This is a genomic window from Halorubrum sp. Ea8, from assembly GCF_002252925.1.
GTDB lineage: Archaea > Halobacteriota > Halobacteria > Halobacteriales > Haloferacaceae > Halorubrum.
In genome coordinates, this window is sequence record NZ_NHPF01000121.1 from 16,404 (window position 1) to 34,446 (window position 18,043).

The 18,043-nt window shown below is 68.7% G+C and carries 12 protein-coding genes and 1 tRNA gene; 9 read left to right on the forward strand and 4 right to left on the reverse strand.

Annotated features, from left to right (window positions below; all coding sequences use genetic code 11):
• Positions 1-71: 71 nt before the first annotated feature.
• Entirely contained in the window at positions 72-506 is a 435-nt protein-coding gene (locus DJ74_RS14470) for an ester cyclase (protein ID WP_094527693.1), read from the reverse strand.
• A gap of 570 nt (positions 507-1,076) precedes the next feature.
• Between DJ74_RS14470 and folP the strand changes: the two genes are divergently transcribed.
• The 6 genes from folP (at position 1,077) to DJ74_RS14500 (ending at position 10,600) form a co-directional block, all read left to right on the forward strand.
• Positions 1,077-3,521 carry a dihydropteroate synthase gene (folP, locus tag DJ74_RS14475; protein WP_094523101.1) on the forward strand — a complete coding sequence of 815 codons (2,445 nt, stop codon included), beginning with the start codon at positions 1,077-1,079 and terminating at the stop codon, positions 3,519-3,521.
• A gap of 241 nt (positions 3,522-3,762) precedes the next feature.
• The gene (locus tag DJ74_RS14480; RefSeq protein ID WP_094527694.1) at positions 3,763-5,175 is read left to right on the forward strand and encodes an aspartate aminotransferase family protein; all 1,413 of its coding nucleotides are present in this window, start codon (positions 3,763-3,765) and stop codon (positions 5,173-5,175) included.
• A 734-nt stretch (positions 5,176-5,909) separates the two neighbouring features.
• The gene (locus DJ74_RS14485) at positions 5,910-7,298 is read left to right on the forward strand and encodes a heme o synthase (RefSeq protein ID WP_094527695.1); all 1,389 of its coding nucleotides are present in this window, start codon (positions 5,910-5,912) and stop codon (positions 7,296-7,298) included.
• A gap of 233 nt (positions 7,299-7,531) precedes the next feature.
• The gene (locus DJ74_RS14490; protein ID WP_094527763.1) at positions 7,532-8,074 is read left to right on the forward strand and encodes a cytochrome C oxidase subunit II; all 543 of its coding nucleotides are present in this window, start codon (positions 7,532-7,534) and stop codon (positions 8,072-8,074) included.
• A 1-nt stretch (position 8,075) separates the two neighbouring features.
• Entirely contained in the window at positions 8,076-9,800 is a 1,725-nt protein-coding gene (locus DJ74_RS14495; protein ID WP_094527696.1) for a cbb3-type cytochrome c oxidase subunit I, read from the forward strand.
• Positions 9,801-9,940: 140 nt separating this feature from the next.
• A complete protein-coding gene (locus DJ74_RS14500) occupies positions 9,941-10,600 on the forward strand; it encodes a hypothetical protein (protein WP_212589835.1) in 660 nt (219 codons plus the stop codon).
• Positions 10,601-10,611: 11 nt separating this feature from the next.
• On the opposite strand, the gene DJ74_RS14505 is transcribed toward DJ74_RS14500, so the two are convergent.
• Positions 10,612-13,125 carry a cation-translocating P-type ATPase gene (locus tag DJ74_RS14505; RefSeq protein WP_094527764.1) on the reverse strand — a complete coding sequence of 838 codons (2,514 nt, stop codon included), beginning with the start codon at positions 13,123-13,125 and terminating at the stop codon, positions 10,612-10,614.
• 417 nt (positions 13,126-13,542) lie between these two features.
• Between DJ74_RS14505 and DJ74_RS14510 the strand changes: the two genes are divergently transcribed.
• From DJ74_RS14510 to DJ74_RS14520, 3 genes are all read left to right on the forward strand, one after another.
• Complete coding sequence (locus tag DJ74_RS14510; RefSeq protein ID WP_094527698.1) at positions 13,543-14,205, forward strand: helix-turn-helix domain-containing protein; 663 nt, start codon at positions 13,543-13,545, stop codon at positions 14,203-14,205.
• 252 nt (positions 14,206-14,457) lie between these two features.
• A complete protein-coding gene (gene nirK / locus DJ74_RS14515; RefSeq protein WP_094527699.1) occupies positions 14,458-15,567 on the forward strand; it encodes a copper-containing nitrite reductase in 1,110 nt (369 codons plus the stop codon).
• A 98-nt stretch (positions 15,568-15,665) separates the two neighbouring features.
• Positions 15,666-16,097 (forward strand): universal stress protein, encoded by a 432-nt coding sequence (locus DJ74_RS14520; RefSeq protein ID WP_094527700.1) that lies wholly within the window; start codon positions 15,666-15,668, stop codon positions 16,095-16,097.
• Between the two features lie 9 nt (positions 16,098-16,106).
• Here DJ74_RS14520 and DJ74_RS14525 read toward each other — a convergent pair whose 3' ends face one another.
• The gene (locus tag DJ74_RS14525; RefSeq protein WP_094527701.1) at positions 16,107-17,312 is read right to left on the reverse strand and encodes an inorganic phosphate transporter; all 1,206 of its coding nucleotides are present in this window, start codon (positions 17,310-17,312) and stop codon (positions 16,107-16,109) included.
• Between the two features lie 490 nt (positions 17,313-17,802).
• Positions 17,803-17,977, reverse strand: a tRNA-Trp gene (locus tag DJ74_RS14530).
• Between the last annotated feature and the right edge of the window lie 66 nt (positions 17,978-18,043).

Consider the following 18,043-nt stretch of genomic DNA (forward strand, 5'->3'; position numbering starts at 1 on the left):
ATAAGACGAAATACTTGGAGGGAGAGCGTGGCGGTTCGAGCGGGATGGCGTCACGGGGCGGAGCGGCCGTCTCAGATGCGCAGGTGGGCCGGCGGGTCGACGACCTCGAGTTGTTCGAGCAGGCCGAGCCGGTCCTCTTCGATCCAGATCTCGGCGATCTCGTCGCCTTCGATGCGGTACATCGCGATGCCGGTCCACTCGACGGTGTGGCCGGTCGGTTCGATGTCGCGGTACTGGCCGGTGTGGGTCCCGGCGACGGTGTATCGAACGGTGACGAGGTCGTCCTCCGCCGTCATCGCCTCCGTGGTTCCGCCGTAGTCGGGGAACGTCTCGAAGTGCGCGTCGAGGAAGCCGAGTATCTCCTCGATCCCGTGCAGCTCCTCGACGATCCCGTGCTCGACGACATCCTCGGCGAGCAGCTCGGTCATCCGGTCCCGGTCCTGTTCGTTGAACGCCTTCAGGTAGTCGCGTACCAGTTCTCGGTTTGGGGATTGCGTCTCTGACATAGGTACACCTCGGTCGATTCCGCTCGGATCAGGGCCGCCCGGTCGCTGTGGGCGCCGTTCGAACGATCGGCCGTATTCGTGTTAGATGTTATCATTAATCGTCGCATTCGACGTTCGGAGCGTTGCGGAGGTGCCTCAGTCGGTCGGGTTCTCGTTTCGGCGACCGGTCGGTTCGTCGTCGTCTCCCGATCCCGATCCGAGCCCGGACCCGGGAACCGACCGCCTTCCGGACGCGGTAAACCCGAACTTCCCAGTGAACTGGGACGTAGAGATTCGGATCCACGACCGACCAGTCGGACGACAGGACTCGGGGCGGAGGCGTATCCGGGTGTCCGTCGCTCCCGACGAACGCAACCGGTCAAGACCCCGGAAACTGCCACGACTCGGTCCCCGGCGCCGTCGCTCGCCGTGAGATCTGCCTTCCACCGGCTACCGGCCGACGATCGCTTTCCCGTCTTCCGGACGGAACGGCCCTGAACGCCCGTAATACGCGTCCGCGAACCTCCTCGCCGAGGCGGCTCCGTGCCGGCGGGGAAAAACGGATAAACCGTTCGCCCTACTCCCTTTGATATGGAATACCACGAGGCGGCGAACTTCCTCTTCGACCTCCGCCGGTACCCACCGGCCGAGGGCGTCGAGTCGACGCGACGCCTGCTCGACCACCTCGACGGCCCCGGCGAGGAATTGCAGGTCGTTCAGGTGGCGGGGTCGAACGGGAAGGGGAGCACCGCTCGCATGGTCGAGAGCGTGCTGCGGCAGGCCGGATACGACGTCGGCATCTACACCTCGCCCCACTTGAACGACGTCAGAGAGCGGATACGCCTCGACGGGCGAACGGTCTCGAAGCAGGCCGTCACCGAATTCGTCGAGCGGGTGGAACCCTACGTGAACGATCGGACGGCCGAGGGCGACCCGCCGACGTTCTTCGAGGCGCTCACGGCGCTCGCCGTCTGGTCGTTCGCCCGCGCGAACGTGGACGTCGCCGTATTAGAGGTCGGCATCGGCGGCCGGTACGACGCGACGAGCGCGCTGGATACCGATGCGGCGGCAGTCACGAGCGTCTCGCTCGAGCACACGGACATGCTCGGTGACACCGTCGAGGAGATCGCCCGGGACTTGGCCGCCGTCGCCCCCGCCGACGCGCCCCTCGTGACCGCCGCGACCGGCGCGGCGCTGTCGGCCGTCGAGTCGGTCGCCGACGTCTACCGTGTCGGAACCGCCGCCGACGCCGACCTCCGGGTGACCGACGGCGGCCGCGAGGGCTTAGAACAGGCCGTCGGGATCGAAACCGACGACTGGTCGGCGAGGACGTCCCTCCCGTTGCTGGGCGCGTACCAGGTCCGCAACGCCGGCGTCGCCGCGGCGCTGGCCCGGCAGTTCGACGGCGTCTCCCCGGCCGCCGTCGAGCGCGGGCTCCGGAACGCGCACTGGGCTGGCCGCTTCGAGGTGATGGAACGGAATCCGCTCGTCGTGCTGGACGGCGCGCACAACCCGGCCAGCTGCGAGGGGGTGGCCGAGACGCTCTCGACGTTCGAGTGCGACTCGCTCCACATCGTCTTCGGCGCGATGTGCGATAAGGACATTGCGGAGATGGCGGCGGCGCTGCCGGACGCCGACCGCGTCTACGCCTGCCGGCCGGACCTCGAACGAGCGGAGACGCCAGCGATACTCGCGTCGGCGTTCGACGACGCCGTCGACGCGGGCACACGGGGTTCCGTCGCCGACGCCGTCGACGCCGCGCTGTCGGCCGCCGACGCGGGCGACGCCGTGCTGATCTGCGGATCGTTACGGGTCGTCGCGGAGGCCCGCCGGCGCTGGACGCGGCTGCACGTGCCTCGGCGGGTCGACGACCTCGAAACCGCCGCCGCGGTCATGGAGGCCGCCGACGTGAGCGCCGGCGACGTCCAGCGGGCGCGTGCGGACGGCGTGCACCGAGTCGTTACCACCCGACTCTCCCCCCGCCAGGCCGATCACGTGAGGCGGGAGTTGCTGTCGATCGGCGGCCGGTGCGTCGTCTCCGGGCTCTCGACGCGCGGCCGCGAACCCGTCGACATCGCATTGATGGGGACGGTCGCGCAGTTCCGACGGCTCCTCGACGCGCTCGACGGCGAGCCTCACGGCCTCGAGGTCGTGGGCGACGACCTCCGGGAGACGCTGGACCTCGAAGCGGCGTCCGAAACGGACACGGACGCTGCGGTCTATCCGTGGGACTCCGGGACCGCGGTCATGGGCGTGTTGAACGTCACGCCGGACTCGTTCCACGACGGCGGGCGCTTCGAGGCCCGGGACGACGCCGTCGCCCGCGCCGAGGCGATGGTCGAAGCCGGCGCCGATATCGTCGACGTCGGCGGGGAGTCGACCCGACCGGGCGCCGATCCCGTGCCGGTCGACGAGGAGATCGACCGCGTGCGCCCGGTCGTCGAGGCGCTGGCCGATCTCGACGTGTTCGTCTCGATCGACACCCGGAAGGCCGCGGTGGCGAGGGCGGCGCTCGCGGCAGGCGCGGACGTTCTCAACGACGTCTCGGGGCTCGAAGACCCGGAGATGCGGCTGGTCGCCGCCGAACACCAAGTGCCGGTGGTCGTGATGCACTCGATAGAGACGCCGGTCGATCCCGACGTCGACGTCGAGTACGACGACGTGGTCGACGACACGCTGGCTGCGCTCTCCGAGCGGGTGCTCTTGGCGGAGAAGGCCGGGCTTGACCGGTCGCAGATCATCGTCGATCCGGGACTCGGATTCGGCAAGTCGGCCGTCGAGAGCTTCGAGCTCTTGGGCCGCCTCGACGAGTTCCGGGCGCTCGGCTGCCCGGTGCTCGTCGGCCACTCGCGGAAGTCGATGTTCGGGCTCGTCGGACGCGAGGCGTCCGGAGACCGCCTTCCCGCGACCCTCGCGGCGACGTCGCTGGCGGCCGACCGCGGCGCCGACATCGTCCGGGTCCACGACGTGGCGGAGAACGTCGCGGCGGTGCGGACCGCCGAGATGGCCGCGGACCCGGGCGTCGACGACCGGTGACCGCGGTCGACGCGGTCGCCGTGTCGCCGACGCTCTTCATCAGCATCCGCCGATCATTGTGTTTGAGTGTCAGAACCACTTCGGCTAGATTCTGATTCAAATGATAAGTGGTAGGTCCTGAGAGAATTACATTTATTGAACAATGTTCAAATAAGACTTTTTAGCTAGTACACAGACTCCCTGAAATAGATATTATTGCACAATCACTAATTATATACATCCTCGCGCAAATTCCTGTCACATGGTAGCAAGCCCGCCGATCGACGAGCTCCACTTCGCGATGGAGCCTGACGTGGAGCCGGTACCCGGGCCGCAAACGGAGCGGCTGCTGGAACGGCAACGGGAGGTCGACAGCAACGCGGTCGCGTACCCGCGCCGCATACCGGTGGCGCTCGAGGAGGCCAAGGGCGCGACCATCAGGGACGTCGACGGAAACACGTTCCTCGACTTCTTCGCCGGCATCGGCGTGTTGAACGTCGGCCATTCCAACCCGTACGTGCTGGAGGGGGTCCACGAGCAGCTCGATAAGCTCACCCATACGGTGGACTTCCCCACCGAGGCGCGGATCGAGTTCATCGAACGGCTCAACGACATCGCGCCCGACGGTCTCTCCGGAAACAGCAAGGTCATCTTCGGCGGACCGAGCGGCAGCGACGCGATCGAGGGGTCGATCAAGCTCGCCAAACACAACACCGGCCGCCACGGAACCCTCGCCTTCGAGGGGTCGTACCACGGGACGACCGCCGGGGCGCTCAGCCTCACCGCCGGCAAGGCGTACAAGGAGGGATACGGCCCGCTGTTGGCCGACGCCGTCCACGTCCCGTTCCCCAACCCCAGCGAGCCGGGGCCGAGCGGTGACGTCGAGTCGTTCTGTCCCGCCGAGAACTGCTGTCAGGCGGGTACCTGTGCCCGTGCGCTGGACGCGGTTCAACGGAAGTTCGAGGGCCCGTACGGGGGCCACGAGTCGCCCGCGGGGATCTGGGTCGAGCCGATCCAGGGCGAGGGCGGCGTCGTCGTCCCGCCGGAGGGGTTCCTCGAGGGGCTCCGCGACATCGCGGACGACAACGACGCGATGCTGATCTTCGACGAGATCCAGACCGGGTTCGGGCGTACCGGCGAGTGGTTCGCGGCCGAGCACTGGGACGTGACGCCGGACGCGATGACGATGGCGAAGGGGATCGGCGGCTCGGGGCTCCCCATCGGCGCGATGATGTATCACGAGGAGTACGACACGTGGGGGCCGGGCGGTCACGTCGGCACGTTCCGCGGGAACGTCCCCGCGTTCGTCGGCGGGACGCGCGCGATCGAGTACGTCGAAGAGCACGACCTCCTCGACCACGCGACGGAGGTCGGGGGGTACATCCGGTCGCGGTTCCGCGAGCTCGCCGAGGACGTCCCCGAGATCGTCGATATCCGCGGAAAGGGGCAGTTCACGGGCGTCGAGTTCGAGGTGGACGGCGGACCCTCGAAGTCGCTCGTCGAATCGATCCAGCGCGAGTGCTACCACAGGGGCGTGCTCGTGTGGTACGCCGGACGCCACAAGAGCGTCCTTCGCCTGCTCCCGCCGCTCGTGTTGACGCAGCGCCAGGCGGAGGTCGGCATGGACATCATCACCGATTCGATCCGCGACGTCCTCGCGGACCACGGCGAGTGAACCCGGAGGGCTGCTCACCGTCGAGCGCCGACGGATACCGGCCCGTTCCGGGCGCATTCGGCGGTCGATCCGTCTGAACGCCCGCGACCGAAGCGCCGTCCCGGCGGTCGCGGTGACTCACGTATCGGTCCCGGGAGACGACGGCGGACCGGGACGGTACCGAGTCGTCTCCTACCAGCCGTCAATAATATATAAATACCGTCATAAATGTTATTTCACCGAGAAAAGTATGTTTAGCGGAGTGCGGATCCCCACGGCGAGCGATTCGAGTTCGGAGCGAATTCGCTGAGAAAGACCGCTAAGTGACTTCGGCGAAAACCGCCTGTTTGGGACTTGAGAGCCTCATAAAACGGAGACCGACTGTACCGGGATCTTCAAAAGGGCGGCGTCCGATCAATCTCCGTCAGAAACGGTGTGAAACGTTTTCTCGTGCGTGGAAACGTGTTTTTCGCCTGCATCGCCTGTCGGCGGCAGATCGGCCCTTCGGATCCGATCGCGAATCGTGTCTTGGCCCGAGTGGCGACGAATCATAAGTATGCTGTCTTATATTTTAAACAGATATATCTGGATCGATGACGGACGCACGGGGCAACGACCTCGCGGGGTGTCCGCGTGTGCCCTCGACGGCGAGGCCGGCGACAGCGTCGGAGGAGAACGCTCGTGTGCGAATGTCGCCAGACGCCTCCGAATATGTTCGGGGCAAGAGACGCGGGGGTCGGACGCGGACTGGCCGTATGGATCCGCCGCGGCTCACGAGGCTGTTGATCTGGTCGGTCGTGGGGACGTATCTGCTCGTCGCGCTGGGTGCGACCGCCGCCGCGGACGTCGGTGCGGCGGTCGCCGCGATCCATCACGCCACGGCGGTGGCCGTCGGCGTCCTGCTCGGCGTCACGGCGCTCGTCGCCCACCGAACGGCGGCCTCTCGCGGCGTCCGCGTCGGAACGATCGCGGTCCTGCTCGCGTACGCGGGACAGGCGGCCGTCGGGCTCGCGGGGCGAACCGGCGTCCTCCCGTTCGAGGGCGGACTCCACCTGTTGGGCGGGATCGGGGTGTTCGCCGTCCTCCTCGCGACGCTCGTGACCCGGGTGGAGGCGACGGCGAGGGATCCGACCACCGCCGGCTCTCGGGGGAACTCGGGCGACCGACAGCCACCGGGCGTCTCCGAGGGCGGCGCGCCCACAGAACCGCCCGAGCTCGACGCGCCCCCCGCGACGGCAGAGCGCGACGCGCCCTCCGTCGGCGACCGACTTCGGGCGTATCTCGAGTTGACCAAGCCGCGGCTGATGTGGCTGCTGTGCCTGCTCGCGCTGGCGGGGATGGGACTGGCCGTCGCGGCCGGCGCCGAGCTCGACGGCGTTACCGTCGTCGCGACGCTCGCGGGCGGCGTCCTCGCGACCGGGGCGTCGGGAACGTTCAACCACGTGTACGAGCGCGACCGCGATCGCAAGATGCGCCGGACCGCCGACCGGCCGATCGCGACCGATCGGGTCGGCGTCCGACGGGCGATCGCATTCGCCGCCGCGCTCGTCGTCGCCTCGATGGCGATCCTGTTCGCGTTCGTCAACGCGCTCGCGGCCGCGCTCACGGCCGCGGCGGTCGTCTACTACGCGTACGTCTACACGGTCCTGTTGAAGCCGACCACGCGGTGGAACACCGTTATCGGCGGGGGATCCGGCGCCCTGCCGGCCCTGATCGGGTACGCCGCGGTGACGGGGACCGTCGGCCTCCCTGCGGTCCTGCTCGCGGTCGTCGTCTGCTGTTGGACCCCCGCGCACTTCTACAACCTCGCGATCGCCCACCGCGAGGACTACGCGCGGGCAGACTACCCGATGTTACCGGTCGTCGCGGGGATCGAGACCGCGCGGCGACGCATACTCGCGTGGCTCGGCGTCACGCTGATCGCCGCGGTCCTGTTGGGAGCCGTCAGCGACTTCGGCGTCCTCTACGCGGTCACGACGACGGCGCTCGGAGCCCTCTTCGTGCGGAGCGTCGTCCGACAGTACGACGCCGGCCGAGGGGATTCCGACGACGCGGCGGCCGCCGCCTACAGGAGCTTCCACGCCTCGAACGCCTACCTCGGGGCCGTCCTCGCGGCCATCCTCGCGGAAACGCTCGCGATGTGAAACCGCCGCGGGCGAACATGTGCGCGACAACGCTCACCATGAGTATCCGTGTATCTAACCTGTGAGCGATCGATGAGCAACCGGACAACACGCGATGACGGAGAAGTTCCAGCGATGCAACGTCTCTATAACCGTATCTGGCTGTTGGCCGCGGCGGCGATACTGTTCTTTCTCGTGGCCTACGTCGGATGGGGCTTGCTCGACATCCTGTCGCTGCCGGTGAGGTGATCCCCGTGAGCAACCCGCTCGAAGACCCCGAAGACGACTGGTGGAACTCACCGGTGAATCGCCGCGAGAGCATCTGGCTCGGGCTTGCGGGCGCGTGGTCGCTCGGCATCTTCACCTGGATGGCCGGGTTCACGCAGTTCGGTGACCAGAACCCCATCGGGACGACGTACGACGTCGATCCCGACCAGTACCAGGAGCGCGTCGGCGAGTACAAGGAGTCCGCCGAGGAGACCGAGGACGGACTGGTTCCGCCCGACGACGACGTGTACGTCGGCGCGATGCGGTTCAACTGGGACGGCCTCCCGGTCGTGCTCGAAGCGGGCCGCGAGTACGACATCCACCTCGGCGCCTACGACGTCCAGCACGGCTTCTCGGTCAGGCCCGAGGAGAACCTGAACAAACAGATCAACCTCCAGGTGTTCCCGGGCTCCGAGTGGGTGATCCCGATGACGTTCGACGAGCCGGGCACCTACCACGTCGTCTGTAACGAGTTCTGCGGACAGGGCCACCGGACGATGCACGGCCGCTTCACGGTGGTGGAGGGGTAACATGTCGGCGATCGCCTCGCTGTTTCGGAACGACTACGGCGCGGACGGGTTCCGCGCGTGTTCGGTGACCGGACTCGACGTCCACCGGAGCGTGGAGAACTACGTGAAGCTGTTCGGACTGACCGCGGTGATCGCGCTCGCGGTCGGCGGGAGCTTCGCCTTCTCCGTCGCGATGACTCGGTGGGAGTTCGTCGGCCTGCTCGACGCGAGCAGCTACTACACCCACCTGAGCATGCACGCGTGGAACCTGCTCATCTTCTGGATGGTGTTCATGGAGATCGCCGTCCTCTACGTCGGCGGTCCGATGGTGCTCGGCCGGAAGCTCCCGCTGCGCCCGCTCGCGACCCTCGGCTGGGTCACGATGGTGGTCGGCGCGATCGGTGTGAACGCGTCCATCTGGCTGTCCGAGGCGCCGAACGAGGCGCCGCTGCTGACGGCGTACGTCCCGCTTCCCGTCTCGCCGTGGTTCTACGGCACGGCGATCCTCTTCCTGCTCGGGGCGACGATCGCGGCGCTCCCGTTCTTCGCGACGATCTGGACGGAGACCCGCGACAGCAGCCGGACGCTCCCGCTGGTCGCCTTCGGCGCGTTCATCACCGGGATCATCGCCGTGGAGGCGATCCTCGGCGGCATCGCCGCGTTCGCGTACGCGCTCGCCTGGCGGGTCGATCTCATCGCCACCGTGGACCCGGCGATCTACCGCCAGCTCTACTGGATCGTCGGCCACGGGACCCAGCAGATCAACCTGCTCGCGATGATCACGGTGTGGTACTTCCTCACTCACGTCGTGGGGGGCGCCGTCGTGATCTCCGAGAAGGTCTCGCGGACCGCGTTCATCCTCTACCTCTTCTTCATCAATCTCGGGGCGGCTCACCACCTCCTCGTCGACCCCGGCATGTCCGCCGGCTGGCGCATCTGGAACACCTCCTACGCCTTCTACGGCGCGGCCTTCGCGAGCATGATCCACGCGTTCGCGATCCCGGCCGGGATCGAGGCCGGGCGCCGGCGCCGAGGACAGGGCGGCGGGCTCTTCGGGTGGCTCACGTCCGCGCCGTGGCGGAACCCCGTCTTCGCCTCGACGATCTTCAGCATCATCCTCTTCGGCTTCCTCGGCGGGATCACCGGCGTCGTGATGGGCCAGATTCAGGTGAACATGACCTGGCACAACACCCTCGCGACGGTGGGGCACTTCCACGCCACCGTCGCTCTCGGGACGACGCTCGCGTTCTTCGGACTCGTCCTCTTCGTCATCAAGACGATGTTCCGCCGGGACTTCGTCTCGGACACCCTCGCGAGCGCGATCCCGTACGCCTACGGGGCCGCGATGAGCGTCGCCACGCTGATGCTGATGTACGCGGGGATCCTCTACGGCGTCCCGCGCCGGACCGCAGAGGTGGTCCGGAACATCCCCGGCTCGGAGTTCAGCTTCTCGGCGGCGATCCCGATATTCATGATCTTCGGGCTGTTCGCGCTGTTGGCGATCCTCTCCGGCGTCCTGTTCGTCGGCGTCTCGGTCGGCTCGCTGCTGTTCGGCGACCGGCTCGCCGCCGGCGACGACGGCGGCATGCTCCCCGAGGGGGGACTCCACGCCGACGGCGGTGAGGCGATCCACGCGGTCGAGCTCCGCGGGACGTTCACGCTCTGTCTGATCTTCCTCGGCGTCTTCGCCGCGGTCTACGTGCTGAACTGGTACCTGCTGACCCAGCTGTGGGCGATCGGCGCGTAGGCGCCGGCCGACGTCCAACCGGCCCGCGGAGCGCTCATCGCTCCGGTTTTCCGACCCGCGGCGGGCGACTACCCGAACCGACGACCGACCACTGATACGAAACTAAACGAATGACTGACGCTTCGAAGACAAATTCACGAATGCGGCTCGGCGGTATCGTTCGTCAAGCATGGCGTGACCTCCTGAGCGTCTACTACGCGAACACGCCCGTCTGGCGCTGGCTCAAGAGCGGCGCGCTCGTCTTCCTCGGGCTCTTCCTGTGGATGGGTGGGAACGTCCTGACGGCGTACTGGATAGACGCGACCGCGCTTCGGTACGCGATCGCCTACGGCTTCGTCCTGATCGCGTGGGGACCGCTCACCCACGTGCTCGTCGTTCCGGCCGTGATCCGCCTGCGGCGCACCGCCGAGAACCCGACCGTGCGACGGATCGTCCGCCACGGGTCGAAGATCAACTTCGCGACGTTCCTCGTGATCGTCGCGGTCGTGGGAACCCTCGGGCCGGGCGTGATGCTGCTCGACTTCTCGTCCGGTTTCGGAGCCGACGGGGGTGACGTGACCGCGGAGCTGGTCTGTGAGACCGACGGCGACCCGATCACCTGCGAGCTCGAGGCGTCCGATGGCGTCGACCACGTCGTGCTCCTCGCCGGCGGCGAAGAGATCGACCGCAGCGACGAGCCGCCGTACGCGGTTTCGGCGCCCCGCGCCGCGCTTTCCGACGGGCCCTCAGGGGCGCAGTTCGTGATCGAACTCCGCGACTCGAACGGCGAGACCCTCCGCCGGTTCATCCGGACGGTCTGACGGGGGCGTCGTCACTCCCGCAGCACCGACCGCGTCGAGTTCGTCACGACGATCCCGCTGCTGGCGGCCATCGCGAGGGCGGCGAAGAAGGGGTTGAGCACCCCCGCGATCGCGAGCGGGACGGCCACCGCGTTGTAACACAGCGCCCACGCCACGTTCTCCCGGATCCGTCGGCGGGTCCCGGCCGCGAGGGCGAAGACGGTCTCGACCGCGCGCAGGTCCTCGCCGGTTATCACGGCGTCCGCGGCCTCGACGGCGCGGGCCGTCCCGTCGCCCATCGCGATACCGAGATCGGCCGCCGCGAGCGCCGGCGCGTCGTTCGTCCCGTCGCCGACCATCACGGTAGTGCCGGCGGCGGTGAACCCGCGGACGGCCTCGAGTTTCCCGTCCGGCGGGACGCCGGCGAAGACCTCGTCCACCGCGTGGTGGTTTCGGAACCGGTCGGCCCGCGGACCGTCGTCGCCGGTCAGGACGACCACCTCCCTGTCTGCGAACGCCGCGAGCGCCTCGTCCCAGCCCTCCCGGTCGCGGTCCTCGACGGCGATCACCCCGCGAGCCGCGCCGTTCCATCCCACGGCGACCGGCAGCGCGCCCCGATCCGCGACGACATCGACGCGGTCCCGCAGGTCGTCGGAGGCGGGACCGCACTCGCGCTCGACCAGATCGAGGGTCCCGGCGACGACTCGCGTGCCGGTCGTTCGGCGGTCGGACGCGCGGCCGTCGCCGGCGACGACTTCGCCCGAGATCCCCGCACCGGGGTGGCGGGCGAACGACTCGACCGTCGTCCCCTCGAGGCCGCCGTCGGTCAGCGGTCCGTCCTCGATCGGGAGCCGATCATCGGTCGCCGCATCGCGGATCGCGTCCGCGACGGGGTGGTCGGCGCGGCGCTCGAGCGCGGCGGCGAGCCGAAGCGTCCGGTCGTCGCCGTACGTGGCGGCGACGCGCATCTCCCCCGCGGTGAGGGTCCCGGTCTTGTCGAACACGATCGTCTCGGCCTCTCGGGCGACTTCGAACACCGACGAATCGGTGACGACCACGCCGCGAGCGAGCGCGTCGCGGAGCCCGCCGGAGACCGCGAGCGGGGTCGCGAGCCCCATGGCGCACGGACAGGAGACGACGAGGACGGTCAGGCCGGCGAGCATCGCGGCCGCGACCGTCTCGCCGGTCGCGAGCCCCCAGCCGGCGACGAGCAGCCCGAGCGTTAACACGGTCGGAACGAATATCGTCGCGAGCGCGTCGACGAACCGCTGGACGCCCGGCGCGTCGGTCTGAACCTCCCAGAGGGCGGCGGCGAGGCGGTCCGCGGTGCTCTCCGCGTCCTCGCCGACTCGCATCACGACCGCGCCGTCGGGACCGCGCCCGTCGCCGACGTCACCGAGGAGAGTCGCGCCGCCGATCACGGGATCCCCGGGCTCCTTCCGCACCGGGAGCGACTCCCCGGTGATCACGGACTCGTCGACGTCGACGGTCCCCTCGGTCACGGTGCCGTCGATCGGCACGCGCTCGCCTGGCGCGACCCGGACTCGGTCGCCCGGTTCCAGGTCTGCGATCGGGACGGTCTCCGATCCCGCGTCGGTCAGCCGCGTCGCCGACTCGACGCGGGCGGCCGTGACGGTCTCGAGCAGGTCGTTCGCCCGCGATCGGACCCGCCGCTCGTAGTACCGGCCGACCGAGACGACCATCACGACGGCGACCGTGACGTCGTAGTAGAGGTGCGTGCCGCCGGTCGCGAGCGTCAGCGTGCTGTACGCGTACGCGGACAGCGCGGCGACCGCGACGAGGAGGTCCATGTTGGGTCGCCGCGCCCGGACGCTCACGTACGCGCCCCGCAGGAGCGGCGCGCCCGTGGACGCCAACAGGACGGTCGTCAGGACCGCGATGAACGCCAGCGGGAGGTACCGGCCCACCGACGTGGTCGTGTCGATGGCGAGGACGTTCGTCTCCACGCCGAGGTAGCTCGGGTACAGCGACAGGACGTACCACGGCATGATCAGCATCGTGAGGAACCCGCCGACCGCGAGCCGCTCGACCGTCCGGTCGTCCGGACGGCCCCCCGCCGGACCGTCGGCGGCGTGCGTCTCGTCCCCGGTCCCCGTCGGCGTCCCCTCGCGGAACCGGAGCGCGTACCCGTACCCCGAGAGCGCCGCCGGGAGCTCTTCCCGGTCGATCGCCTCCGGATCGTAGACGACCCGGGCGGTCTCGGTGCCGTAGTTGGCCTCCACCGCGTGGACCCCCCGGCGGTCGTCGCCGCGGAGTCCGAGGAACGTCTCGCAGGTCGTACAGTGCATCCCGTCGACCGCCAGATACGCCTCGCTCGCCCCCGACGGGTACGTCCCCTCGGTCGTCGCTCGGTCTCGCTCCGTCGGTGCGTCCCCGATCTCGTCCGTCTCCGTCTCGGCGTCGTCGACGTCGTCGAGCCGGCGGGCCACCTCCAGACAGCCGCGGCAGCAGAACTCGCCGTCGACGCCGGCCGCGCTGACGGGCGGGTCCGAGGTCGGGAGGTCACAGAGCCGACAGCGTCTCATCACCGGAACTCGCTCGCCGACGCGGGAGTCAGTGTCCGCGAACGTGTTCGGGTCGAAGCCGGCGAAGCGGACGAACGCGATACCGTTCCGATCGTCGTCCGGTCCGACGAGGGGGCCGCGGGGACGAGGTCGGGCCGCGCCGATGCGGGGGATAAAGAGACGGCCGAACAATTCGGTCGACGGTACCACGCCTCAAGAACGCCCGATATCCCCTTTTCACCCGAGTCGTACGTACAGTCGTCCGACGACGGCCGATGCGGGATCGACTGACGACGCGTCACACTCGCGTCGCGGCGGTCGGAGGGGAACCGGTCGCTTCCGCGTCCGTGACGCGATCCGACCCCCCGGAAGTCGCGTCCGGTTGTCTTCGGCCGGACCGCCTCACCACCGACCCGGAATCACCCACCGAGAAGACCAATGGCACAAGCACGCCTCGTCGTCGAACTGCCCGATGGACCGTGGGCCGCAGACGTCTCCCGCGCGTTCCCGGAAGCGACGCTGCGGGTGATCGCCGCGCTCCCGGGCGAGGGTCCGGGGTTCGCGCTCGTGTGGATAACCGCCCCTGACGTCGAGGCGGTCCTCGACGCCATGGAGTCGCACCCGTCGATCACCGAAGCGACGGTGATGAACCAAGCCGACAACGAGGCGACGGTGCAGTTCGAGACCTCGGCGCCGTTGCTGCTTCTCGCGGCGAAGCGGTCCGGAATCCCCATCGAGATGCCGGTCGAGATCAGCGACGGCGACGCGGTCGTCGACATCACCGGAGCCACCGACCGGATCTCGGAGCTGGGCCGGCAGTTCGGCGAACTCGGGCTCGACTTCCGCGTCAAGCACGTCAGGGAGCGGCCACAGGCGAGTCGGCTGCTGACCGAGACCCAGCAGGAGCTGCTCCTCCGCGCGATGGAGGAGGGGTACTACGACACGCCGCGGACCTGCTCGCTCACCGAGCTGGCCGACCGCGTCGGGCTCGCGACGTCCACCTGCAGCGAGGCGCTCCACCGCGCCGAGGAGGTCGCGGTCAGGCGGCTCATCGAGGACCTACCCCCGCAGATCGACGACGACGAAGCGGCGACGCGGTGAGTGCGACTGCCGTTTCGCCGCGGTCCGGTTCGCGTCGCGGTCCGCTTCGCGCCGCGGTCCGCTTCGCGTCGGGGTCGCGACGCGTCGTCCGCTCGCCGTCACACGCGGATCCGGCGGCGTCGGATACTCGTCGGGAGCCGCGACGCCCTTTAAGTGAAAACCAGCGATGATGTTCAGCTATTCGCCCGCGAGATGAGAACATCTCTGCACTTATACGGTCGTTCTTCACCAAACACCAACCGGAGAGACCTAATGTCCCGACATTCACATATCGAACGGCGTGCGTTTCTGAAGACGGCGGGTATCGGCGCCGCGGCCGTGTTCGCGGGCTGCCTCGGTGGCGGCGATACCGACGCCATCGCGCCACCCACGAAGGACGCGGCCGACGGGGACCCATCGGGCGAGTCGGCCTCGCTCGATCCGGCCGCAGAGGTCGACGCGGACCGCATCGCCGCGGATCCGACCGACGTTCCCGACCCCGTCGACTGGGACGAGCCGCGCACGCACGACGTGACGATGGAGACGCAGGAGGTGACCGCCGAGATCGAGCCCGGCGTCACCTTCGACTACATGACCTTCGACGGGCGGGTGCCCGGCCCGATGGTCCGCGTCCGCCGCGGCGACACGGTAAATTTCACCCTGAAGAACCCCGAGGACAGCGGGCTGCCGCACAACATGGACTTCCACGCGGTGTACGGGCCCGGCGGCGGCGCGGACCACACCACCATCGCGCCCGGCGAGGAGGCCAGCATCCGGTACAAAGCCACCTACCCCGGCGTCCACATCTACCACTGTGCGGTCCCGAACATGGACCACCACATCAGCGCCGGCATGTTCGGCGCCATCCTCGTCGAGCCGAAAGACGGGCTGCCGGAAGTCGACCGCGAGCTCTACTTCGGCCAGCACGAGCTGTACACGAACGGGGAGACCGGTCAAGAAGGCCACCACGAGTGGAGCGTAGACGCCGCCAAGGAGGAGGACCCGACCTACATGGCGTTCAACGGCGAGGCGTACGCGTTCACGAAGGACGGATACGGCCGGGTCCAGGTCGAGCAGGACGAGCGCGTCCGGCTCTTCCTGTCCAACGGTGGGCCGAACCTGAGCAGCTCGTGGCACGCCATCGGCAACGTCTGGGACAAGCTCTACCGCGACGGAGACCTCGTCTCGGACCCCGCGCGCTACGTCGAGACGACGCCGGTCGCGCCCGGCACTGTCACCGCCGCGGAGATCAGGACCCCCGTCCCCGGTCCGATCAAGATCGTCGACCACTCGCTGACCCGCGTGGCCCGCAAGGGACTCCTCGGCGTGCTCGAGGTGCAGGGCGAGCAGGACCCCGATATCTACGACCCCGACGGGGGGTGACGGGCGCGGGTCGCTCCCGTCATCGGCTCGCGGCGGGCGGCCGGGGACGCGCGTAGAACGACCACCGTTACTATGTGCGGGCGGGTCCGACACGACGTATGCCGCCGTCTCACGTCCTCGTCCCGCTGGACGGGTCGCCGCTGGCCGACGAGGCGCTCACGCGGGCGCTCGACCTCTTCGACTGCCGGGTGACCGTCCTGAACGTGGTGACCCCGATCGACGCGGCGATGAGCGAGGGCGGCGTCCTCGAGCCCGGCGAGGAGCGTCATGAGGCCGCGCGCGAACGGGCCGATCGCATCGTCGAACGGGCGAGAGCCCGGGCCGCGGAGGTCGATCGAGAGATCGACTCGGCGGTAGAGAGCGGCGACCCGGCCGGGGTCATTCTCGAATACGTCGACGCTCACGACGTCGACCACGTGGTGATGGGCGGGCACGCCGACGAGCGGGGAAGTATCGCACGCCGGGTGCTCGGAACCGTGGCCACCAGCGTCGTCGCCGAGGCCCCCGTCACCGTGACCGTCGTTCGCTGATTCGGGCCGTCACCCGCCGAGAACCGCGGCGAAGGCCTTGTAGAGCCCGAATCCGATCGCGATGGAGGCGACGAGCGTAATGAGCCAAAACGCGAGGGTCACGCCGATCTTCCGACGGGAGACGCCCGCCGAGCCGCCGGCGAGCCCCCCGCCGATGACGCCGGAGATGATGATGTTGTTGAACGAGATCGGTATTCCCAGCGCGATGGCCAGCTGCGCGATGATGAAACCCGGAACCAGCGCGGCGATCGAGCGCCGGACCCCCAGCTGCGCGTACTCGCGGGAGGTCGCTTGGAGCAGCTTTGGCGCCCCCATCCAAGCGCCCGCGAGGATGCCGGTCGCGCCGAGGGCGAGCAGGACGATACCGGGGAGCCCGAGTTCGACCCCGTAGAGGTTCTCGAGCGGTCCGGTCGCCAGCCCGACCTGACTGCCGCCGCTGGAGAAGGCGACGACGCTCCCGAGGACGATGAGGAACGTCCGGATGCCGCCCTCGACCGACGCCTGAGTCCGCCGCCGTATGGCCAGGAACCACGCCGCGGCGGCCGCCAGCGTGACGAGCACCACCACGGGGTCGACGTCGGCGACCGTCGGCGTCTCGACCCGCCGCGCGATGAATCCCGCGACGGAGCTCTGGCTCGCGTCGGGCGGCGACGGGATGACGCCCAACTGCACGTTGGCGACGATGCCGCCGACGACCGCCGCGAGCAACGGGACGCCGACCGTCTCCGGGATGTCGTCGCGGCGGAGAACGGTGGCGGTGAGATAGGCGAGCCCGCCCGAAACGGGAGGGACGAGCAACCAGAAGATGCCGATGCGGCGGTAGGTGTCTATGGCGGGGTCGCCGCCGAGCGAGAGCCCGACGCCGACCATCGCTCCCGTCGTCGCGAACGCCGCCGGGACCGGGTAGCCGGTGTAGACGCCGAAGGCCATGAACCCGGTCGCGGTCAGCAGTCCCGCCGTCGCCGCCAGCGACGTTATCTGGACGCCGTTGATGAGCCCCGCCCCGACCGTCTCGGAGATCGCCCCGCCCTGCGTGAGCGCGCCGAGCGCGGCGAGGATACCGATGAGGAAGGCCGCCCGCATCGTCGAGATGGCGTTGGCGCCGATCGCCGGGGCGAACGGCGGCGAGTTGCTGTTGGCGCCGAGCGCCCACGCCGTGGCGAGGCTGGTGAGCGTCGCCAGCACAACGAGCGCCCAGAAGACGGTTCCCGCCACGGTCAACGGCCTCCACTGACGGGGGTTCGGACCATACCACCCACTTCGACAGAGCCCGTGGTTAAACGTTCCCCCGACGGGGCGAGGATCACGGCGAACAGCCGACCGATCTCCGGTCCCGCTGTTCGCTCGCAACCGTCGTCGAGACGTGGTACGCCGGGAGGTCCGCGAGGAGGGACACTTCGAGGCGTGCGAGCCCTTCGATTCCGGGATTCAGACCGGCCTGTGAGCCAAGTCGATGCCACCGAATGAACCCCTTTCTTTCGTGTGCATCATGGAGACTGTCTCTACTTCGTGAACGTAGCTCGCGGCCGCGACGGTGACGCGGTAGGCGTTGGTGCGGTGGATTCCCCTCGTCTCTATCGGGTCATCGACTTCGAGGTCGATCAGAGTGGGTACGGGCGCCCGTGAGCGACCGGGCCGGAGTACCGATCTTGGAGGAGGTGCAATAGTTGCTACTAGAGGTGATACGGTAGCGTGAAGACCGTTATGGGGCCGGAGGGATTTGAACCCCCGATCGACTGATATCTCCGGTGCGCCTCGGAACTCCAGAGGGTCGTCAACGCGAGCGATGATCAGTCGCCCGCTCGGTATATCAGTCTGGAGTGTCGTCCCGGGCGCGAACCTCTGGAGTCAGTCGCCATGCCTGGCTTGGCCACAGCCCCACGCGGTATCGCGTTAGGTGGTTGCCGAAACGCGGATAAAGGGGTTTCGATCGCGAGCGATCGGGT